Consider the following 20,947-nt stretch of genomic DNA (forward strand, 5'->3'; position numbering starts at 1 on the left):
AAAGGCACCCCCTGTGAAACGACCCCCCGGCGGCCTCCTGGCCGCCACTCTCACCGCCGCCCTCGTCGCCGCCCTGCTCGGATCCGCCCCTGCCAGAGCGGCCGGCGCCGACACCCCGACCCCGGACCAGCAGTGGACCCGGATCCAGCAGATCGTCGGCGGCATCAAGGGCCGCTGGACCACCCAGGCGTACACCAACGCGGTGAGCAACACGATGCCCGACACCGCCCTGCTCGGCAACGGCGACATCGGCGTCACCTCCGGAGGCGGCGAGGGCTACAAGACCTTCTACGTCTCCAAGGGCAACTTCTGGACCGGCAACCCCAACCCGTCGCTCGTCTCGCTCGGCGCGGTGACGATCACCCCCGTTTCCGGGACCGGCCAGGCCAACCTGGCCCTCGGCGCCACGGCCACGGCCTCCAGCTCCGACGGGTCCTTCCCGCCCGCCCGGGCGGTCAGCGGCCAGTGGGGACCCGGTTACGAGGGCTGGGTCTCGGCCGTCGGCAAGGTCCAGTCACTCACCCTCGACCTGCGCGCCGCCAAGACCTTCGACCGGTACGTCGTGCGGCACGACGGCGCGGCCCGGCCCGCCGAGACGGCCCACAACACCCGTGACTTCACCCTCTCGGTCAGCTCCGACGGCTCGGCCTGGCGCACGGTCGACACCGTCGCCGGCAACGCCGCGAACGTCACCGACCGGAGCTTCGCCCAGGTCACCGCCCGCTACGTACGGCTGAACATCACCGAGCCAACCCAGGGCAGCAACCCCGACACGATCGCCAACCCGCGCGCCCGCATCGGCCAGATCGAGCTGTACTCGGGCAACGGCCCGACGCAGCCCTCCGGACCGTTCGCCGAGGAGCAGAACATCCTCAAGGGCGACATCGACACCTCGATGACCATCGGCGGCACCCCCGTGTCCATGCGCACCTGGACCGCCGCCGACAGCAACCTGCTGGTGACCCGGATCCAGTCGCTCGGCTCGGCGTCCGTACGGCTCCAGGCGCAGACCTCCACCGGCGCGCCCGACCCGCGCCCCGGCTTCACCAGCACCTCCGGAGTCGACGGCGGCACCGTGTGGGCCACCCGCCAGACCGCCTCCGGGTCCCGGTGGGTGTCGCGGGCGTCGCTGGCCACCCGCGTGCTCGGCGGCACCCCGGTCGGCTCGCCCACCTCGGGAGGGGCCGCCGGGCGGATCGTCTTCGACCTGCCCGCCGGGCAGACCGCGACGATCGTGACGGCCGTCGCGGGAGGCGGCCAGAACCCCGCCGATCCCGGTCCCGCCGCCCGCTCGCTGGCCGCCGCCCAGACCTCCGCGTCGCTCGACTCGCTCTACGCCGCGCACGTGGACTGGTGGAAGCGCTACTGGCTGAAGTCGTACGTCGACCTGGGCGACGACGTGCTCCAGCGCTACTACTACGGCTCGCTCTACCTGCTGGGCTCGGCGTCGCGGGCCGGGAAGACGGCCCCCGGCCTGTACGGGATCTGGGCCACGACCGACCATCCGCAGTTCAACGGCGACATGCACCTGAACTACAACTGGATGGCCAACTTCTACGGTGTCTACTCCAGCAACCGGCCGGAGCTGGCGCTGCCGTACTTCGACCTGGTGGCGGCCTACCTGCCGGAGGCCAGGCGACGGGCCAGGCAGGACCTCGCCCGGGTCAAGCCCGACTACGTCTCCGCGCGGTTCCCGAGCGGGGGGCTGCCGGGCGGCGTGCTGTTCCCCGTGGGGATCGCTCCCTTCGGCGCGACCGCCGACGACAACTACCACCAGCAGGTGGCCAACTCGCTGTTCACGGCCACCCAGTACATCTCCTTCTACGAGTACACGCGGGACCGGGCGTTCCTGTCGGGCACGGCGTACCCGCTGATGAAGGAGGTGGCCACGTTCTTCAGGTACTGGCTGGAGTGGGACGCCGGCTCGCAGCGCTACAACCTGTGGTCGGGGCCGCACGAGGGGACGTGGGCCCGTAACTCCAGCCCCGACCTGGGGCTGCTCAGGCGGCTGCTGTCGGCCACAATCTCGGCGAGCGTGGAGCTGGGCGCCGACGCCGCGGACCGCGCGACCTGGCAGGGCATGCTCGACCGCCTGGCCCCGCAGCCCAGGACCACGGTCGACGGCCGGTCCGTCTATGCGCTGGGCGACCCCGGCACGATCAGCGACGGCCGGGCGATCCGTCCCGGTGACAACACGGTCAACCTGGAGTTCGTCCACCCCGGTGAGGTGCTCGGGCTCGGCTCCCCCGCCGCCGACCGGCAGGCCGCCGTCGCCACGCTCGACGTGATGAACTCCTGGGGACAGGACAACAGTTTCCCGAAGGTGTTCACCCAGGCGGCCAGGGTCGGCTACCCGGCGCAGAGCCTGATCGACCGGCTGAAGGGCCAGATCTCCACCAGGCTGGCGGGCAACCTGCGGATCATCGACCCCCATCACGGCCTGGAGAAGGCCGGGGCGGTCGAGGCCGTCAACGATCTGCTGCTGCAGACCGACGGGGGCGTCATGCGGGTCTTCCCGGTGTGGCCCGCGGGCAGGGACGCGTCGTTCGTCAAGCTGCGCGCCAAGGACGGCCTGGTGGTCTCCAGCGCCCGCACCGGCGGCCAGGTCGGCTACGTCGACGTCACCAGCGAGGCCGGCCGGACCGTACGGCTGGCCAACCCATGGCCCGGACGACCGGTCGTGGTCACGAGGGTCGGCGGCGGCACCGTCACGCCCACGGTGAGCGGCGACGTCGTGTCGTTCCCCACCCAGCAGGGAGCCACCTACACGATCACCCCCGGCTGACCACCCCAACGCCCCGCCCCGCGCCTCACTGACCCCACAGCGCGCCGCGGGCCGGTGCGCTGACCGCTCGCCCGATGCGGCGCCCGACAAGGCGCTCGGCCTCGGCGAGCGGGTACCAGGCGGCACCCCTCACCTCGGACTCCTGGATGCGCCCCACGTCCGCATCTGTCACGAAAGCGAACCCGATGTCCAGGTGGTAGTGATCCGGCTCGTCCTTCGCAGGCCGAGCCGGAACCCTGCCGTACTCGATGTAGACGGGGATCGGCGACGCTGGGAAGACCTTGCCGGGGTCGACACCGGTCTCCTCCGCCAGCTCGCGCACTGACGCGCCGATCAGCGTGGCATCGGTCGGCTCCAGGTGACCTCCCGGCTGCAACAGGATCCCGTACGCGCGGTGCTCCACCAGCAGGATCTCGGCACCGCGGACCAGCAGCGCGCTGACAGTCACGTGCATCGGAAAATTCCGCCGCGATGCGAAATCGGATCCCTGAGACAGCAGCTGCACGGGCTCAGACAGCGGCCCGGCCTCGCCCGGGTGACGCTCAAGGTAGGCGGACAGCGCGCTCGAGATGTCCACATCACTGATCGCCACGGGCCACCCCCACACCAGCCTCCCAGGCCAGTCACTGTATGACTACCCTGCCCCGCCGGGTCAGGGCCATGATGGCTATCGTCAGCGGCGGCGCAGGCGCTTGTCGGTGATGGCAGGGGTGGGATCGATGTAGAGGTCCCCCGGGTTGACGTCGACGCCAGGAGGCACGATGTCGTCGATCCGGTCGAGGAGGTCGTCACCGAGCTCCACCTCGGCGCCGGCGAGGAGATCGTCGAGGTGCTCGGGGCGGCGGGGGCCGATCAGCACCGCGGTGACCGCGGGGTGGGCGCGGACGAAAGCGGTCGCCAGGTGCGAGAGCGGCAGGCCGGCCTCGTCGGCCAGGGCGTTGAGTTTCTGTACGGCGGCGGCCTTGGCCCGTACGCCGGGCTGCGAGAGGTCGAACACCCTCGCGCCCAGTCCGGCGTTGCGGTGCCCCGCGGTGGGGTCGGCGCGGCCGGACAGCCAGCCGGCGTTGAGGGGGCTGAAGGTCAGCACGCCCATGCCGTACCGCTGGGCGGTGGGCAGCACGCGATCCTCCACCCCGCGGGTGAGCAGCGAGTACGGCGGCTGCTCGGTGCGGAAGCGGTGATGTCCGCGGCGCTCGGCCGTCCACTGCGCCGCCACGATCTCCTCGGGAGCGAAGAACGAGCCGCCGATGGCGCGGACCTTCCCGGCGCGGATCAGGTCGGACAGGGCGCCGAGGGTCTCGTCGACGTCGGTGCGCGGATCCGGCCGGTGCATCTGGTACAGGTCGATGTGGTCGGTGTCCAGGCGGCGCAGGCTGTCCTCGACCGCCTGGCGGATCCAGCGTGCCGAGCCTCCGCGGCGGTTGGGGTCCTCGCCCATCGGCAGCCCGAACTTGGTGGCCAGCACGACGTCGTCCCGGCGGCCTTTGAGCGCCTTGCCCACGATCGTCTCCGACTCGCCGCCGGAGTACACGTCGGCGGTGTCGATGAGGTTGATACCGGCGTCCAGCGCCGTGTAGATCATGCGGATCGACTCGTCGTGGTCGGTGTTGCCCATCGCGCCGAACATCATCGCGCCGAGCGCGTATTCGCTTACCGACAGGCCGGTCCCGCCGAGAATCCTGTGCTTCATCCGTCTTCTTCCTGGTGCTTGATGGCTGTGCGGGCAGTCAAGCACCGCTCGTGGCCGGGGTGGGAGGCTCGGTGGGACCGGGGGTCCGGCAGACCCCCTCTGGCGGCCGGTGTCGCGTAAGTGCTGGTCTACCGTGGTGTCATGGGCACGGAACCGAACACGGAGCTGCGGGATTTCCTCCACACCCGCCGCGCCAAGATCACCCCGGCGGAGGCGGGCCTGGCGCCGCAGCCCGGCGCCCGGCGTGTTCCGGGGCTGCGGCGTGAGGAGGTCGCCCAGCTCGCCGGCGTCAGCGTCGACTACTACGTCCGGCTGGAGCGCGGCCGCCATGTGAACGTCTCCGAATCGGTCCTGGACGCGATCGCGCGTGCCCTGCGGCTCAACGAGCTGGAGCGGGCGCACCTGTTCCGGCTCGCCCGGCCGACCCGCAGGCGGCCGCGTACGCTGCCGCCGCAACGCGTCCGCCCTGGCCTGCGGCTTCTGCTGGACAGCCTGACCGAGGTCCCGGCCATCGTGCTGGGCCGGCGCATGGACATACTGGCCAGCAACCGCCTGGGCCGGGCCCTGTACACCGACTTCGAAGCCCTGCCCGCCCGCGACCGCAACGTCGCCCGCCTGATCTTCCTCGACGACTCCTTCCGGTCGCTCTACGCCGACTGGGACGACGCCGCCCGCGGCGTCGTCTCCTCCCTGCGCCTGTACGCCGGACGCCACCCGCATGACCCCGCCCTGGCCGAGCTGGTCGGCGAACTCTCCATCCGCGACGCCGACTTCCGCGGCTGGTGGGCCGACCACGACGTCTTCGAGCGCACGCACGGCACCAAGCGCTACCACCATCCCCTCGTCGGCGAGCTCGTCCTGGGCTACGAGGCGTTCACCGCGGCCGACGACCCGGAGCAGACCCTGGGCGTTTCCACGGTCGAACCCGGCTCGCCCTCCGCGGAACGCCTGAAACTGCTCGCCAGCTGGACCGGCCCCACGGAGCAGAAGTCGGTAGCCGGAACTCGCACACCGCGGGCCTGAGCCATCCGGCACGATCCTGTGGTCGTGGATGTGCGTCGAGCAGCGCGAGATTGCAGCATGATCGTTGTCGTGCCGGTCATCGCCTTGACGCTGGAGGACAGGTTTGCTGAGCAAGGTCACGCCGCAACTGGTCGTGGATGGTGCCCTACCGCTGCACCCGGTGATCTCCCCGGACGGTCGCTGGGTCGCCTACACGGTCGCCCCGGTCGGACGGGCAGAGGACCATCCGGGCAGTGCGATCTGGATCGCCGCGACCGACCAAAGCTCATCACCCAGGAAGCTGACCGCGGGAACGGCGAAAGACTTCATCCCACGCTGGGCGCCGGATTCGACCTCGCTCTTCTTCGGATCGGACCGGGCGCGACGAGGCACCATCCAGGTGTATCGGATATCCGTTGAGGGCGGCGAGGCGGAGACGCTGACCACCTGGCAAGGAGGAATCTCCGACTATCTTCCACTCGCCGACGGCCGGCGGATCGCGCTAGTGGCCACGGAGCCGCCGGCCGATGAGGGCGAGCGCAGGACGGCCGGGCGCGACGACGCCAAGGTGTGGGGAGAACAGGCGCCCTACGGCCGATTGTGGTTGCTCGAACTGAATTCCGGCCGGGCGCTCGTGGTGAACGGGCTCGGCGACAGGCATGTCGTCGAACTGGCGCAACGTCCGGATGGCGGTCCCCTCGCAGTGCTCAGCTGGGCGACCTCGGAGCTCGACCCTGGCTGCTCGTCCTGCGAGGTGCATGCGGTCGACCTGGAGACCGGCAGGGTCCAGCCGCTCGGCCGGGCCGCGTTGGAGGCGTCCTCGCCCACCTGGTGGAACACAGACGGCAACTGGCACCTGTGCTACCTGGCGACGACCCTGCCCGGGCCGGTCGGGGGGCGGGCCGTCTTCGACCTGGCCGTGCCCGGGACCGGCGCAGCAGGAGAGCATCGCAACCTGACCAGCGGCATGACCGTCTGCCCGTCCGGCCTGGCGGAGGTCGCGGACGGGCCGCCGCTGGCACTGTTCGCCGACGGGCTCGACACCGCGATCTACCGGCTCGATCCGGAAACACAGCGGTTCCAACCGATGTGTTCCCTGGAGGGCTTGGCCGCCTGGCTCACCGCGAGTCAGTCTGGCGAGGTGGTCGCCGCGGTGGCGAGCACGGCGTATGAGCCGATGAACGTCCACGCCGGGCCGCCTGCCGATCGGCTCGTGCGGCTCAGCGACACCAGGCCGGAACTGCGCGGGATCAGGTGGGGAAGGCAGGAACGCCTCTCCTACAAGGCGGCCGACGGGCTCGACCTTGACGGGTTGCTGATCCTGCCGGTCGGCAGGAGCCGTCGCGACGGCCCGTTTCCGCTCATCACGCTGGTGCACGGCGGCCCGTACGACAGGTACGCCGACCGGTTCATGCTTGGCGTGATGCCGTCGGGGCAATGGCTTGCGACCGCGGGATATGCGGTCTTCCTGCCCAATCCACGGGGCGGCGAGGGCCACGGCCATGAATTCGCGGCGACCGTGGCCGGCGCGGTCGGCATGGACGAATGGACGGACATCGTCAGCGGCATCGACCTGCTGATCGCCGATGGCGTCGCCGATCCGGACCAGGTCTCAGCGGGAGCTGCGGCTGGGAAGGAACCGGCCCGCATGACCACGACCGGCTCAGCCCCATCTCCCACGCCTCGAAGATCCGCACGCCGGTGCTGATCCTGCATGGCGAGGACGACACGAACGTGCCGGTCGGCCAGGCCACGTACTTCCATCGCGCCTTGCGACACTTTGGTGTCGAGCACGAGTTCGTCGTCTATCCGCGTGAAGGCCACTCGATCCAGGAGCGCGGCCACCAGATCGACGTGCTGCGGCGCACCCGCGCGTGGTTCGACCGCTGGCTCGCCGACCCTTCGCTGGAAGCCCACACCCGCGCCGCCACGTACTGACGCACACGGGTGCCGTCACCGAACCGGTACGACGATCAACTGTACGGTCAGGTGACGGTGTCCAGCATGGTGCGGAGGATGCGCGTCATCGTGGCGATGTCCTCGGAGGCGAGGCCAGAGGTCAGGCGCTTGAGGGTGGCCGCGTGGTCGGTGAGCGTGGCGTCGATGATCGCCCTGCCCGCGTCGGTCAGCGTGACGCGGAAGCTGCGGCGGTCGGCCGGGTCGAGGCTGCGCTCCACCAGGCCGACGGCTTCCAGGCGGTCCAGTCGGCTGGTCATGCCCGCGCGCGACATCATCAGGGTCGCCGACAGCTCCGAGGGGGTCAGGGTGTACGGCGGGCCCGAGCGGCGGAGGGCGGCGAGCACGTCGAACTCCCCGCGACCGAGGCCGTGACGCCCGAGCACGCCCTCCACCTGCGCCTCCACAGCGCGGGTGAGCAACGACAGGCGGCCGAGGACACCCATGGCCGAAAGGTCCAGGTCGGGGCGTTCGTGCCGCCACTGTTCAAGGATCGCGTCGATCGCGTCTCTGGGTTCCGGGTCTGCTTCTGCCGTCATGTCGCCAGATTCTATTCGACAAGAGATAGTTAGACGTCGTACTATCGTGCCACGAACTACCTAGGGAGTGGCATTGACTGTGATCGATCCCCATGACACCCAAGCGGTGCTGGTGCGGGCGGGCGAGGCCGAGATCCTCGGCGAGCCCCCGAACATGATGGAACTGCTGGCGGACGCCGAGACCACAGGCGGACGGGTCAGCGCGATCCGCAGCAAGATCGGTAAGAACACCGACGGGCCGCCGCCGCACTACCACAACGAGGCGGCCGAGATCTTCTACATCATCGACGGCGGCCTGCACGTCCTGACCGGCGAGCACGTCGTCACCGTGGGGACGGGCGACTTCCTGCTCGTGCCGCCGCAGACCCCGCACGCGTTCAGCACTCCGGAGTACACAGGCGTGGACATGCTGATCTTCAAGCCGGGCGCCGAGCGCTTCGGCTACTTCCGGCTGGGAGACCGCGTCCGCCGGGGCGAGGCGAGTCCGAAGGAGATCCTCGACGCCCAGGACCTCTACGACAACCACTTCCACGACAGCGTGGTCTGGCGCCACTTCCGCGGCACTGAAGCCGGGAGCCGTCTCCTCGTCCTGCCGCCGAGTGACGACGCGCCCCCTGCCAGGGAAGGAGACGCACGGTGAACGTGACGGCCGTCATCCTGTCCATCGTGCTGGCGGGCGCGTCGCTGGCAGGCGGCGCCGCCAAACTCGCGGGGGCCCGCTCCATGCGCGAGGACGCGAGGCGGTTCGGCCTGTCCTATTCCGCCTACCGGCTCATCGGCCTCAGCGAGGCGCTGGCCGCCGCAGGTCTCCTCGCCGGCCTGGCCCGATGGCCGATCGGCATCGCCGCGGCCGCCGGCCTGGTCTGCCTGATGGCCGGTGCGGTGGCCGTACACCTCAGGGCCGGAGATGCGCCGGCCAAGACCGCCGCGCCGATCGCCGTCGCCTGCCTGGCGATCATCACCGCCCTCATCCAGACCGCCGCCGCCTGACGGCCCACACCTCGCCCGGACGGCGACACCGGGCGAGGTGTGCGGGAAGGACGAGGGTCGGGCGCCGTCAGCGGCGCACGGAACTGAGGAGCATGGGCAGGGAGCGGTGGAACTTTCGTTCCCAGCACGCGGGGGAATGCGTGCCCCGGTAGAAGAGCGTGGCCAGGAACAGACGCGCCGGGGCGCGGGCTGAGATACGAGTGTCGTAGCTGCAATGCGGTATAGCTTGGCCATCGGATACGCGCTGGCTGCCGTCTTGATCGCCGGGTCCGAGAGCCCTTCCCGGTTGGCCGGCCACTCGCCGCCGCCGACCGGCTGGGCGCCCGCCTTTGCGCTGAGACGCACGCGGTCGCGCATACCGGGACGCCCGGCCAGCCATGCGCCGATCACCCGTTCGCTGTGCCCGCCAGCGCCATCCGGATCGGACCAGAACGCGTAGCAGTTCGCCGCGTCGATCAGTGTGCCGCCCGCGTCGGCAGTTCTGCGGAAGCCCGGGTTGGGATGCGTGGGGGGCCACCCGACAGGCCGCCCCCGCAAGGGATCACCGGTGTAGGTTGGGCCCAAGGTCTGGCGGATTGGCAAGGGCGTGCACGCCAGCGCGAATGCGTTCGGTGTCCATGTGCTGATGCCAGCGCAGGTAGTCGATGACGTCTGCGCGGAGTGCGGTGAACACGGCATGGGCGAGGTATCCGGCGTCCACCGTGGGCCGCGCCGCATGGATCCGGTCGGCGAGTTCGTCGATCCAGAATCGGCTGGCGGGGTTGGCGTAGTAGGCGTGCGGCCCGTAGTGCTCCAGGGCGCGGATGAGCGTGCGGTTTTCCAAGACGAAATCGAGCAATGCATCAAGGTAGGCGTGCAGGCGTGCGACAGCGTCTCCGCCGGGTCCGAGCGGGGGCTTTCCAGATCGCACGCGGCTCTGCAGGGCGGTGACACGTGGCGCGATGAGCGCATCGACCAGTCCCAGCAGGTCGCCGAAGCGGCGCATGATCGTGGCCTTGCCGACCCCGGCGGCCTGGGCGATGCGCGCCAGGCTGACATGGTCGAGGTCCTCGCGCTGGAAGAGCGCTTCCGCTGCGGCCAGCACGGCGGCGCGGTTGCGGGCGGCATCGGCGCGTTCGGTCACAGCCACACCCTTCTTGCATAAGTGGACCAGCGGACCGTATCGTACCGGACCAGCGGACCGGTTTATGTCTCGTTTGCAGGCTGCATGGGTGCGATGGGAGCGATGGGAGCGTTTCACGCCAGAACAGCGAGCCGGTCCACGTCCTTGCCGAACTCGTGGCGGAGTTGAGCCCGGATGTGCGGAGTGCGCAGTTGGGCCCTGTTGGTTGGACGTCATTGATGGGACGCCAAGCCGAGAGAGGAAGCTATGAAACGGGTCTGCCGGGCTGTCATGTTCTCTGAGTACGGTGAAGTCGAGGTCTTGCGGGTGGCCGAGCGTGAGGTGCCCGAGCCCAGCGCGGGGCAGGTCCGGATCGCCGTCCGCGCCGCCGGTGTCAACCCCATCGACTGGAAGCTCCGCAGCGGCGCCATGGCCGCCGTGATGCCCGTGCGGTTTCCGGCCGTTCCCGGTGTCGATGTCGCCGGCGTCGTCGAATGCGTAGGGCCAGACGTGACCGATTTCACCGTCGGAGACGAGGTGTTCGGCAAGGCGGTCGCCGGAAGTTACGCCGAACTTGCGCTGGCGAACCTCGACGCTATCGCCGCCAAGCCCGAAGCGGTGTCCTGGGAGGTGGCAGCCGCCCTGCCCGTGGCCAGCACCACGGCCTATCACGCCCTTGCCCAACTCGGACTGGCACAGGGCGAGACGATCGTGATCGATGGCGCGGCCGGTGGTGTGGGAACTATCGCCGCCCAGATCGCGCGGCATCGCGGACTCACGGTGATCGGCACGGCCAACCCGCGCAACCACGACTACCTGCGCTCCCTCGGTGCCATCCCCGTGACCTACGGCGACGGCCTGGCCGACCGGGTCCGGACCGTCGCCGCGCCCGGTGTGGATGCCGCCGTGGACGTAGCGGGACGCGGCTCCCTTCCAGCCCTGGTGGAGTTGACAGGAAACCCCGACCGTGTGATCACTATTGCCGACGCGTCGGCGGAGTCACTGGGCGTGCGGTTCGCCTACGGCGAGCCCGACGACATGCCCGGCATCCTGGCCGAAGCGGCAGCGCTCGTGGCGGTCGGCACGATCACGGTTTCCATCGCCCGCACCTATCCCTTGGCCGACGCGGCCGCCGCCCACCGCGACAGCCAGACAGGGCACGTCCGCGGCAAACTGGTCCTGACGCCGATCTGACGGCTGCGGCTAAATCAAGATCAGCGAGGCCTCCGCTGTGGCCGATTGTGATCTTGCAACGGTCCGGTCGCTGCGGGAGTGTTACCAGGGCCGCCACAAGCGACCGCCCGCTTCCTCCAGCGCCTCCTGAAAGGCCCCACACCTCCGGGCGTCGCGCCCGGCCGCCGTCGACGTCTGCCCGGTAACCGGAAGCGACCAACTTCGTTGGATTCACGGCCGTTGGTCCGCGACATACCTTCGCCCGGACCGGGATGGTTCCTCCGGAGCAACAGCACCGATCACCTCGCCGCTGCTCTACAACGGCCTGGCGCGACCTCCCGCCTCAGGGTCACCGTGAAGCAATGAGCGCTGAACCACCCGACGCCGTCCCCGCTGCCCCGCCCGGCGACACCCCTACGGGCGCTACCGACGCTACACCGGTGGCGCTGGCGCGGTACCGGGTCCTGGTGCCGCATCTGTACGAGGGAGTGACGCTCAAAGCGGCCGCGGCCAGCAGCGGCGTGCCGTACCGGACGGCGCAGCGCTGGCTGGCCGCCTACAAACGGGACGGCCTGCTGGGGCTGGCCCGGGCCGGCCGCTCCGACAAGGGGCGCCGCAGGCTACCCGAGGAGCTGATCGCTTTCATCGAAGGCCTGGCGCTCAAACCGCCCCGTCCGACGATCGCGAAGATCCATCGGCAGGCCGTCGGCGTGGCCGCCCAGCGTGGCCAGCCCAAGCCTGCCCCACCCTGGTCTCGGGAATTCCGATGACTTCGCCACCACCGAAGCCATCGCCGCGATCGCTCGCGTCACCAACGGCAACTTCCGGCTCACCACCTGCCTCGTCGACCAGATCGAACGCGTTCTGGAGTTCAACCAGCTGAGCACCGTCACCAAAGAAGCCCGCCTACTTCCCGCTGGTGGAGAGCTGGGTAGAGCGGGCTGAGCCGCACTTCGTGCAGGTGCACTACTCGATCCGCGTCCCGATAGGCGACGAACCGGGAGGTGAGGCGCTGGCAGCCGAGGCGCAGGCCGCGCTCGGACGGCCAGGCGGAGGTCCCACCGGCAATGGAGCAGAATGGAGAGCCACGACAGCACTCAAGGGAAAGAGGCCAGGCGACGATGCAGGCGTCAGAGGTTTCGCGTGCCGTGGCCGCGGCCATGTCGACCGCCTCATCACTTGGCCTGGCAGTCGACGACACGATCGTTCTTCAGAACTCGAACAAGCTCACTCTGCGTCTCCTGCCTTGTGACGTCCTGGCCCGGGTGGCACCCGTAACGCATCAGATCGCGCAGTTCGAAGTCGACCTTGCTCAGCGGCTCGCCGAATCCGGCTGCCCTGTGGCCGTTCTCGAGCCTCGGGTGGAGCCACGCGTCCATAAGCGGGATGGCTTCGACGTCACGCTATGGACCTACTACGAACCCGTGACACCTCCAGAGGTCTCACCAGCCGACTACGCCAACGCGCTTGAGCGGCTGCATGCCGGCATGCGCAAGCTCGACGTCCCGACACCGCACTTCACGGATCGAGTCGAACAGGCTCAGCAACTCGTGGCGAACCGCGACCGTACTCCGGCGCTTCCCGACGCGGACCGGGAACTGCTCGGTGACACGTTACGAAACCTGAGACGAGTGATCGGCGAGCGCGGCGCCGCCGAGCAACTGCTGCACGGCGAACCACACCCCGGCAACGTGCTCACCACGAAGAACGGGCCGCTGTTCATCGACCTTGAGACGTGTTGCCGTGGACCTGTCGAATTCGACCTCGCCCATGCGCCCGAAGACGTCAGCCGGCACTACCCGGGGATCGATCAGGAGTTGCTGCGCGAGTGCCGGATCCTCGTACTGGCGATGATCACCACCTGGCGCTGGGATCGAGACGACCAACTCCCGAACGGGCGCCGGCTCGGCAACGAGTGGCTCGGCCAGATCCGAGCAGCGCTCGATCACAAAGGGCTGGACACCCCCGGCTGATCGCCGGCCTTCGACGCCGCAGCCGACGGAGGCACCTCAACCACGAAGCACAGGAAACTGAGCTTGGCCGTGAAGTCATCGATCTCGTCGGGGAACAGCTCACGGGCGGCCGGGTCGGCCTGCGGCTCACTGATGACCGTCAGGCGGAACCCGGCGGAGGCGAAGGCATCGGTCATCGCGTGCAACGGCCTGCGCCAGAAGGTCATCGGGAAGGACTGCCCGTTGAACGTCCAGTCTTCGGTAAAGCTGGTGGTCGCGAAATAGCTGGGCCGAGGAGGATCCTGAATCAAGTAATCCACCAAAGGATGCTGCACCGACGCGATCAATCGGCCACCGGGCCTGAGCACTCGCCGCATCTCGGCCAGCGTCGGCCCCCAGTCCTCCAGATAGTGCAGCACCAACGACGCCACCACGTCGTCGAACGAGTCGTCGGCGAACGGCAGCGGATCGCGCACGTCGACCACCTGCAGGTCCACGTCATCACCGAGCCGCCGCCTGGCCAACGCCAGCATCCCGGCGCTGGAGTCGATGCCGGTGACGACGGCACCGCGCTCACGCAGCGCGGCGGACAACGGCCCCGAGCCGCACCCGGCGTCCAGAACCCGGCGACCGGCCACCTCTCCCGCAAGGGTCATGATCGCGGGCCGCGCCAAGTACGCGTTGACGATGTTGTTCTCGGTCTCCGCCGAGTACGCCTCGGCGAAACTGTCGTAGTCATTCACCTGGACCGAATCTGCAGCCTGAGCTGCGCCCGAATCCCACGCAGGACGCCCTGCTGCGAAAGTCTCGGGCCCATCGGTTACGCGTTCCATCGCCGCAGCCTAGCCTGCAACCGGCAGGCGCGGCGCGGCCAGTCCGCTGCCGCCACAGCCCACGGTCCATCAGCGCCGTGCAGGGAGACCGGCCTCAATAGAGGTGGGGTCGTCTTCCTCGTCGAGAAAGGCCATGTACGTGAGCGATGATCAGCCCTCGCCCGAGACTCCGTTCAGAACGATCAAGGTCCGTGTCAGCGCCCTGGTGTTCTGCGGCGACGAAGTGGCACTACTGCGCAGGGACCGCCCCAACAACACCCACCTCTACACCACGATCGGGGGGAACGTTTCCGCAGGTGAACCGCTCGATGCCGCCCTCGCCCGGGAGCTGGAAGAAGAGCTCGCCCTCGCTCCCGGCGTGGGCACGGAGCCGGAGCTGCTGTGGCTGATGGACGTGAGGGTAACGCGGCCGGGAAACACGCCTTCGCCCCGCAAACTCCACCTGATCTATCGCCTCCACGTTACCGAGGACGACCGCCGCACTCTCGCCACTCACGAGTTCGACGAACTCGCCGAGGGCGGCCATGAGATCGGTCATGTGCAGTGGGTCGACTACCGGCAGGCCGACCTGCCGTTGTTCCCTCCCATCGGAGCGGCGCTCGCCCAGCTGCCCACTCCGACCGCGAGGCCGAGCACCGTCGAGCTGCCCGCGGTGACGGACAAGGAGTACACCTGGATCTGATGCGACTTGGGTCTATGGTCGGCATTAGTAGTTAGTCAGGACGACGCCTTTACAATGTAGATCCGGTAGACATCACCGCCACAGCTGACTGATCTGCTCCAGCAGGGGCGTTGCCTGGTCGGCGATGACGGAGGCGGTGAGCGAGACCCCGAGCTCCTTGCCCAGCGCGGCCAGGACGCCCTTCTTGGGCTCGGGTTTTCCGGCCTCGTCGGCCAAGGTCTCCAGCAGGTCGAGCAGTTGCCTTTTGTCGTCCTCGGGCAGGCCGGAGCCCTTCACCAGGTCGACCAATCGTACGAGGCCCGCCGCTGCCTCGTCCTGCCCGCCGGCCTCCACCCTGACCAGAGCGGAGGCCAGAGAACTCTGGACGTTGATCGCCGAGCTGGTGACTCCGGAGATCGTGATGGTGTTCTTGCTCTTGTTCACGTATCGGCCCTTCCTTCGTGCGAGCGTGACGCTGACGTAGACGGCGACCAGTACAAGCAGCATCAATGGTGTGAGGACGTAGCCGGGATCTCTGAGGCGGTGCTCCGTCATCCTGCCGTTGACGTCGCCGCCTTCCCTGGTCGTCCAGGTGAACACGGTGTGCTCATTCGTCCAGAACGAGCCGCCGCGTTCCTCACGGCCGAGGTCGGCCGAGCGCATGGCCACGCGGAACGCTGCGAAAGCCCAGCTTCCCTTGGCGTTGACGTGGATCTTCTCCAGCGGCGCACCCAGCTTGAGAGTGCCCACCACCTGCGCGTCGGCGGCGCTGCGCAGGTTCACTTCGCGGGCGCTGACCTGCGCTTCGCCGAGCCCCGGGGAGAGGTCGGCGTTCCAAACCCAGGCGTAGATCCGACCGGTGGTCCAGGAGTCTGTGTTCGAGGTTGGATAGATCACGGTTCGGGTGATCTGGCCGACCTCCCGGCCGTCCGCGCGGTCAAAGACCGGTACGGACGCCCGCACGGGGTAGAGCGGCGGAGGCAAGGTACCCGCGTCCAACAGTGCGCCGCGCTCGGTGTAGACCGTTCCATCCCCGGCACGGAAGAACTCGCCGGCCCTGACGATGGTCAGCACCACCAGGCCGGCGACCACAAGGGCCATCCCAGTGCTCAAGGCTCGCGATGGCACGCGCATGCCCGCCATAGTGCCACCGCGTCCCCAGGCCGGACCAGTGCCCGGCGAGCACTTCAATCGCGTTCCAGCGGGTGTCGGTGACCACCCAGCCGGAAAGTGCGCCCGCCGGTCACCCAGGCCGGCAGGCGCCCGTGCCCCGAGGCCGGTTCAGCGGCGGTTCTTGAAGACGCTCTTGGGGATGTAGCCGGTCACGACCTGGGTGCGGTCGACGACCTCGGCGTTGTGGTAGTTCACCGCGATCGAGGCGAACGAGTAGGCCTTCGGTACGGTCATGCCTCGGGTGGTGACGAGGAAGTCGACGGTCTTCTCGACCGCGATCCGCATGGCGCGGTCGAGGTCCCAGTGGATGCCCATCATGATCCAGTGATCGTCGGTCTCGGCCCACGGCAGCTCGGTTTCCACGTTCTTGATCAGGGTGATCCGGAACGTGCCGGCGAGCGAGTGTTCGACGGCGGTCCCGCTGACCTCGCCGTCGCCCTGGCAGCTGTGCGGGTCACCGATGAAGATCTGCGCACCCGGCTGGAAGACCGGGAGGTAGAGCTTCGTCCCGACGTTGAGGTCGCGGACGTCCATGTTGCCGCCGAACTTGCCCGGCGGCGTCGAGTTCTGCACGCCGGTGGTCGGCGGCGCCGCGTCCTCGGTGTTGCCGATGAACTCGCCCGTCGGCGAGGCGACCGCGATGATCCCCATGAACTTGTGGGTCGGGATGATGACGTCGTCGGCGAAGAAGACGACCTCCTCGCCGCGGTACATGCCGGTCCGGTAGAGGTGGGTACGGACGTCGGGCCAGACGCCGGCCGGCATGCCGGGCGGGATGTCGGCGGGGATGTCGAGGCCCGCGTCGCCCTCACGCCAACCGGGGTAGAACGTGGCCATGACGCCACCGGTCGGCGCGGTGTTGTTGAAGCCGTAGGGCACGCGGGTGTCGATGTCGAGGATGTCGATCGCGATGGTGTCGCCCGGCTCGGCGCCCTGGACGTAGATCGGGCCGGTCAGGATGTGCCCGCCGTACTGTCTGCCCGTGGCCTGGCGCTCGGGCAGGGTCTCCCAGAACGCCAGCCCGTCGGGCAGGATCTCGTCCGGCTTGACCCCGAAGGCGCCGAAGTAGTCGCGCGGGTGGATGGCGGGGTTGGTGAAGCCCTGGTGGGAGAGGGTGTCGACGCGGACGGTCTCACCCGACCTCATCGTGAGGCCGGGCTCCCAGCCGATCGGGAATCCACCCCAGTGCAGTTTGTCCGGGGTGGACCTGAGGTGGTGGTGCCACTTGGCGGGTTTGGGACCGCGGCGGCCACCCTTGTCCACGGGCGACGCCTGGGCAGGGGTGGCGACACCGGTCGCCAACGTTGCGGCCAGACCGGCGGCAAGCACGCTTCTCCGACTTGCCGAGCTCCAGTGATTGGTGGAAATGGAAGGTCTCCCCTCGTTGCCAGGTTCGATGATCATCAGGGGTCGCTCCACAGTCGCCGTCGGGTGTTTCGCCCGCATAACGGTCGTGCAAAATCCGGCCGCTCTCGGTCGCGGCCACGCGGCCACGCGCCGGCCGGGCGGGAACTCATGCGGAGTCGGTGGCGGAGACCGGGAGGACACGCAGGGACTTTTGCTCACCGATTGGCGCGCATTGCGAGGGTGGTGGCACGGAAAACGCTGTGAGGCCCCGTAGCCCCGGTCTCATTCTGGGCCGGGACGTCGATGTGCGGCCCCGCCCGAATTCCTGCGAGAAGAGGGACCTCCCGTGCTCAACTTCCTCGAACCCACTCAGCCATGACCGGCAGTCGTTCTCGCCTCGCCGCCGTTCTCGCCTCCTTCATTCTCCTGGCCGCGTCTCTCGTGGGCTTATCCGGCGCGGCCTCGGCCGCGCCGCCCGAGGCCGCCGGAGACGAGCCGACCGCCATGGCCACGGCCCGGCGGACAGGGCAACCCGTCGAGATCCTGGCGGAGCGTACCGAGACCAGGCAGGTGTTCGCCCAGCCCGACGGCAACCATCGGCTGGTCACCTCGGCCCGGCCCACCCGAGTTCGGCAGGGCTCGGCCTGGGTCGACGTACAGCCGCGACTCGCCCGGCGGACGGACGGAACGGTGGGACCGATCGCCTCAGCCGTCGATCTCGCCTTCTCCGGCGGCGGTGACGCGCCACTGGTGCGCATCGCGGAGGACGGTGTGGCGCTCACCTACACCTGGCCTGCACCGTTGCCGGCGCCCACGGTGAGCGGCGCCACCGCCACCTACGCCGACGTGATCCCCGGAGTCGATCTCAAGCTCACTTCCTCCGCCGACGGGTTCTCCCAGGTCCTGGTGGTGAAGACGGCCGAGACCGCGAGCCGTCCGGAGCTGTCCGGCCTGCGGCTCGGCACGGAGGTCACCGGCGGGACCCTGACGATCGACAAGTCGGGGAACCTGGCGGTGATCGCGGACGACGGCGCGCCGGCGTTCCACGGCAACACGCCGCAGATGTGGGACTCGTCCGGCACCCCGGCCGACGACGGCGACCGGCTCACCGGCCCCATGACGGGTGACGCGATCAGCACCCTGGCCACCAGCCTCGTCCCCGCGCCGAACTCCGGTCCGAACAGGACAAACAGGGCTAGCAGGGCCGCCCTCGTCCTCACGCCCGACCCGGAGTTCCTGCGCGACCCCGGCCTGGTGTTCCCGGTCTACATCGACCCTCCGATGCACGCGGCGGGCCGGCTGGCGTTCACCTACGTCTCCAAACACTTCAAGGACCAGAAGTACTACAACACCAGCGACGTGGCGAAGGTCGGCTACTACAACGACCCGAATGTGCCCAGTGGCCCCACCAGCGACACTTACCGGTCGTTCTTCCGGATGGACACGGCGCCCGTGAACGGCAAGACGATCCACAGCGCCACGTTCCGCACCTTCGAGGTGCACTCGTGGTCGTGCTCGCCCCGCCGGGTGCAGCTCTGGATGACCAGCGCGATCGGCGCGGGCACCACGTGGAACGCGCAGCCGGCGTGGTCAAGGCTCATCAGCGAGGTCAACGTCGCCAAGGGTTACAACACGAGCTGCAACGACGGCGGCGTCGACTTCAACGCGACCTCCGCCGTCGTCCAGGCCGCGGCCAGCCGATGGTCCAACCTGACCCTCGGCCTGCGGGCCGCGGACGAGTCGGACACCTACGGATGGAAGAAGTTCCGCAACAACCCCGTCCTGGAGATCACCTACAACTCGACGCCGAACGTGCCCGACCAGCTCTCCACCGAGGTGGGCGCGAGCATGGGCGTGTCGTGCGCGTCCGGGACGGCCACGCCGTACGTGACCACGCTGACGCCGCGGCTGCGGGCCCGGGTGAGCGACCCGGACGCCGGCAAGGGCCAGACCGTACGCGCCCAGTTCGAGCTGTACGTCACGGACGGGACGATGCTGGCCCGGTACGAGACCCCCTTCGTGTCCTCCGGCACCACGGTGTCGGTCCCGGTCCTCGCCGGGACGCTGACCGACGGGGCCACGGTGAGCTGGCGGGTCCGGGCCCAGGACGGCCTCACCGACGGTGACTGGTCACCCTGGTGCGCGTTGATCGTCGACCAGGACCGGCCGGGCAGCGCGCCGCGGGTGAGCTCGCCGGACTACCCGGAGACTCCTGAGCAGGGAGACCCGATACCCAGCGGCGGGGTCGGCCGGATGGGCGCCTTCACACTGAGCCCGGGCAGCGGTGACGATGACATCGGCGGCTACCTGTTCGCCCTGAACAGCGACGCCCCCGGCGCCGCCACTCCGGTGACCGCGGCCGCCGACGGCACGGCGACGATCAGGGTGACGCCCCAGCTCAGCCTGCTCAACACCCTCTACGTGTGGAGCCGCGACAAGGCCGGCAACATCGGCCCGTTCAAGCGGTACGAGTTCAGCGTGCTGCCGGCCACGCCCCCGGTGGGGCACTGGAAGCTGGACGAGGCCACCGGCACCGTGGCCGCGGACTCCTCGGGCAACGGCCATGACGCCACCCTGGGGGCCGGCTCGACCTGGACCACCGGTGGCCGGGTCAACCGGGCGATCCGGATGAACGGCGCCGACCGCGCCGGCGCCATCACGGCCGGCCCTGTGATCCGTACGGACCGGAACTTCACCGTCGCCGCCTGGGCGCTGCTCACCGACAGGAGCGTCCACCACACGATCCTCAGCCAGGACGGCGTCTCCCGCAGCGGCTTCTACCTGCAGTACAGCCTGCCGCACGACCGCTGGGCCCTGGTGATGACCTCCGCGGACACCAACGGCGCGGTCACCTACCCCGCCGCCACCTCGGACGCGCCGCCACAGCTCGGGGTCTGGACGCACCTGGCGGCCACCTTCGACGCCGCGACGGGAAGGTTGCGGCTCTTCGTCGACGGCCGGCCGCAGGCGGCGACGGCGGTGCAGAGCACGCCGTGGAACGCGGCGGGCGGGTTCGCCATCGGGACGGCCTGGGCCGGCGACGCCGATGACGCCAAGGTGTGGGACCGCGTCGTCGGCGACGAGGAGATCGCGCAACTGGCCAACCGGCCGGTGATCCTGGAAGGCCACTGGAGGTTCGACGAGACGTCCGGCACCACCGTGGCCGACTCCTCGGGCAAGGGCCGCCACGGAACGGCCGGCTCCGGGGTGACCTGGAGCGACGGATGGATCGGCGGAGCGGGACGGTTCACCGGCGGCAACGTCACGACCACGGGGCCCGCGATCCGCACCGACCGCAGCTTCACGGTCGCCGCCTGGGTGCGGCTGAACGACAAGGCCGAATGGCGTACCGCCGTGAGCCAGGACGGCGTTCACCGCAGCGGCTTCTACCTGCAGTACAGCAAGCCGCACGACAGCTGGGCGCTGGTGATGACCTCGGCGGACTCCACCGGCGCGGTCACGTACGACGTCGCCGCGGACGCGGTGCCGCCGAAGCTGGACGCCTGGACCCATCTGGCCGCCACGTACGACGCCGCGGCCGGCAGGATCAAGCTCTACGTGGACGGCGACGAGGTGGCGTCCGCGGCCCACCTCACGCCGTGGAACGCCGGAGGCCGGCTGGCCATCGGCCGGTCGATGAGCGGCGATCCGTGGCTCGGGCAGATCGACGACGTCCGGGTCTATACCGGGACGCTCACCGAGGACGAGATCTACAACCTGGCTGTGCAGTAATCCGCCCAGAAT

At 69.4% G+C, this 20,947-nt stretch carries 18 protein-coding genes and 1 pseudogene; 11 read left to right on the forward strand and 8 right to left on the reverse strand.

Features of this window, described 5'->3' with window-relative positions:
• The first annotated feature begins 13 nt into the window (after positions 1-13).
• The gene (locus BLS95_RS19315; RefSeq protein WP_090933131.1) at positions 14-2,785 is read left to right on the forward strand and encodes a glycosyl hydrolase family 95 catalytic domain-containing protein; all 2,772 of its coding nucleotides are present in this window, start codon (positions 14-16) and stop codon (positions 2,783-2,785) included.
• 25 nt (positions 2,786-2,810) lie between these two features.
• Here the strand turns inward: BLS95_RS19315 and BLS95_RS19320 are convergent, their stop codons facing one another.
• Complete coding sequence (locus BLS95_RS19320; protein ID WP_090933447.1) at positions 2,811-3,377, reverse strand: NUDIX hydrolase; 567 nt, start codon at positions 3,375-3,377, stop codon at positions 2,811-2,813.
• 81 nt (positions 3,378-3,458) lie between these two features.
• Entirely contained in the window at positions 3,459-4,475 is a 1,017-nt protein-coding gene (locus BLS95_RS19325; protein ID WP_090933133.1) for an aldo/keto reductase, read from the reverse strand.
• Between the two features lie 141 nt (positions 4,476-4,616).
• Here BLS95_RS19325 and BLS95_RS19330 point away from each other — a divergent pair, with 141 nt between their 5' ends.
• The 3 genes from BLS95_RS19330 to BLS95_RS57975 all read left to right on the forward strand — a co-directional run bounded on the left by BLS95_RS19330 (position 4,617) and on the right by BLS95_RS57975 (position 7,415).
• A complete protein-coding gene (locus BLS95_RS19330; protein WP_090933449.1) occupies positions 4,617-5,498 on the forward strand; it encodes a helix-turn-helix transcriptional regulator in 882 nt (293 codons plus the stop codon).
• A gap of 103 nt (positions 5,499-5,601) precedes the next feature.
• A complete protein-coding gene (locus BLS95_RS19335) occupies positions 5,602-7,185 on the forward strand; it encodes a S9 family peptidase (protein ID WP_245765153.1) in 1,584 nt (527 codons plus the stop codon).
• Positions 7,179-7,415 carry an alpha/beta hydrolase family protein gene (locus BLS95_RS57975; protein WP_245765154.1) on the forward strand — a complete coding sequence of 79 codons (237 nt, stop codon included), beginning with the start codon at positions 7,179-7,181 and terminating at the stop codon, positions 7,413-7,415. The genes BLS95_RS19335 and BLS95_RS57975 overlap by 7 nt, the downstream gene beginning before the upstream one ends.
• Positions 7,416-7,462: 47 nt before the next feature.
• Here BLS95_RS57975 and BLS95_RS19340 read toward each other — a convergent pair whose 3' ends face one another.
• Entirely contained in the window at positions 7,463-7,972 is a 510-nt protein-coding gene (locus tag BLS95_RS19340; RefSeq protein ID WP_090933135.1) for a MarR family winged helix-turn-helix transcriptional regulator, read from the reverse strand.
• Positions 7,973-8,051: 79 nt separating this feature from the next.
• Here BLS95_RS19340 and BLS95_RS19345 point away from each other — a divergent pair, with 79 nt between their 5' ends.
• Both BLS95_RS19345 and BLS95_RS19350 read left to right on the forward strand, forming a co-directional pair.
• Complete coding sequence (locus BLS95_RS19345; RefSeq protein WP_218135852.1) at positions 8,052-8,612, forward strand: cupin domain-containing protein; 561 nt, start codon at positions 8,052-8,054, stop codon at positions 8,610-8,612.
• Entirely contained in the window at positions 8,609-8,962 is a 354-nt protein-coding gene (locus BLS95_RS19350) for a DoxX family protein (protein ID WP_090933137.1), read from the forward strand. The genes BLS95_RS19345 and BLS95_RS19350 overlap by 4 nt, the downstream gene beginning before the upstream one ends.
• 369 nt (positions 8,963-9,331) lie before the next feature.
• Here the strand turns inward: BLS95_RS19350 and BLS95_RS59835 are convergent.
• Together BLS95_RS59835 and BLS95_RS19360 are read right to left on the reverse strand one after the other, a co-directional pair.
• Positions 9,332-9,544, reverse strand: a pseudogene (locus BLS95_RS59835) (hypothetical protein); the annotation flags it as partial.
• Positions 9,504-10,085 carry a TetR/AcrR family transcriptional regulator gene (locus BLS95_RS19360; RefSeq protein ID WP_245765155.1) on the reverse strand — a complete coding sequence of 194 codons (582 nt, stop codon included), beginning with the start codon at positions 10,083-10,085 and terminating at the stop codon, positions 9,504-9,506. The gene BLS95_RS19360 and the pseudogene BLS95_RS59835, both read right to left, overlap by 41 nt.
• A gap of 246 nt (positions 10,086-10,331) precedes the next feature.
• Between BLS95_RS19360 and BLS95_RS19365 the strand changes: the two genes are divergently transcribed.
• The 3 genes from BLS95_RS19365 (at position 10,332) to BLS95_RS19380 (ending at position 13,210) form a co-directional block, all read left to right on the forward strand.
• Positions 10,332-11,258: an NADP-dependent oxidoreductase gene (locus tag BLS95_RS19365; RefSeq protein ID WP_090933141.1), complete on the forward strand. Its 927-nt coding sequence runs from the start codon at positions 10,332-10,334 to the stop codon at positions 11,256-11,258.
• 341 nt (positions 11,259-11,599) lie between these two features.
• The gene (locus BLS95_RS19370) at positions 11,600-12,007 is read left to right on the forward strand and encodes a helix-turn-helix domain-containing protein (RefSeq protein WP_176993271.1); all 408 of its coding nucleotides are present in this window, start codon (positions 11,600-11,602) and stop codon (positions 12,005-12,007) included.
• 351 nt (positions 12,008-12,358) lie between these two features.
• On the forward strand, positions 12,359-13,210 hold the full coding sequence (locus BLS95_RS19380; RefSeq protein ID WP_090933145.1) for a phosphotransferase enzyme family protein: 852 nt from the start codon (positions 12,359-12,361) through the stop codon (positions 13,208-13,210).
• On the opposite strand, the gene BLS95_RS19385 is transcribed toward BLS95_RS19380, so the two are convergent.
• Positions 13,183-14,022 carry a class I SAM-dependent methyltransferase gene (locus tag BLS95_RS19385; protein ID WP_090933147.1) on the reverse strand — a complete coding sequence of 280 codons (840 nt, stop codon included), beginning with the start codon at positions 14,020-14,022 and terminating at the stop codon, positions 13,183-13,185. The genes BLS95_RS19380 and BLS95_RS19385 overlap by 28 nt on opposite strands.
• 133 nt (positions 14,023-14,155) lie before the next feature.
• Between BLS95_RS19385 and BLS95_RS19390 the strand changes: the two genes are divergently transcribed.
• Entirely contained in the window at positions 14,156-14,704 is a 549-nt protein-coding gene (locus BLS95_RS19390) for an NUDIX hydrolase (RefSeq protein ID WP_090933149.1), read from the forward strand.
• A gap of 72 nt (positions 14,705-14,776) precedes the next feature.
• Here BLS95_RS19390 and BLS95_RS19395 read toward each other — a convergent pair whose 3' ends face one another.
• Both BLS95_RS19395 and BLS95_RS19400 read right to left on the reverse strand, forming a co-directional pair.
• Positions 14,777-15,796 (reverse strand): hypothetical protein, encoded by a 1,020-nt coding sequence (locus BLS95_RS19395; RefSeq protein ID WP_143043794.1) that lies wholly within the window; start codon positions 15,794-15,796, stop codon positions 14,777-14,779.
• Between the two features lie 168 nt (positions 15,797-15,964).
• Entirely contained in the window at positions 15,965-17,185 is a 1,221-nt protein-coding gene (locus BLS95_RS19400) for an acetamidase/formamidase family protein (protein WP_143043795.1), read from the reverse strand.
• 393 nt (positions 17,186-17,578) lie between these two features.
• On the opposite strand from BLS95_RS19400, the gene BLS95_RS19405 reads away from it, so the two are divergent.
• Complete coding sequence (locus BLS95_RS19405; protein ID WP_176993272.1) at positions 17,579-20,935, forward strand: LamG-like jellyroll fold domain-containing protein; 3,357 nt, start codon at positions 17,579-17,581, stop codon at positions 20,933-20,935.
• Positions 20,936-20,947 lie beyond the last annotated feature (12 nt).

The sequence above is a fragment of the Nonomuraea jiangxiensis genome, from assembly GCF_900099965.1.
Taxonomy (GTDB): Bacteria; Actinomycetota; Actinomycetes; order Streptosporangiales; family Streptosporangiaceae; genus Nonomuraea; species Nonomuraea jiangxiensis.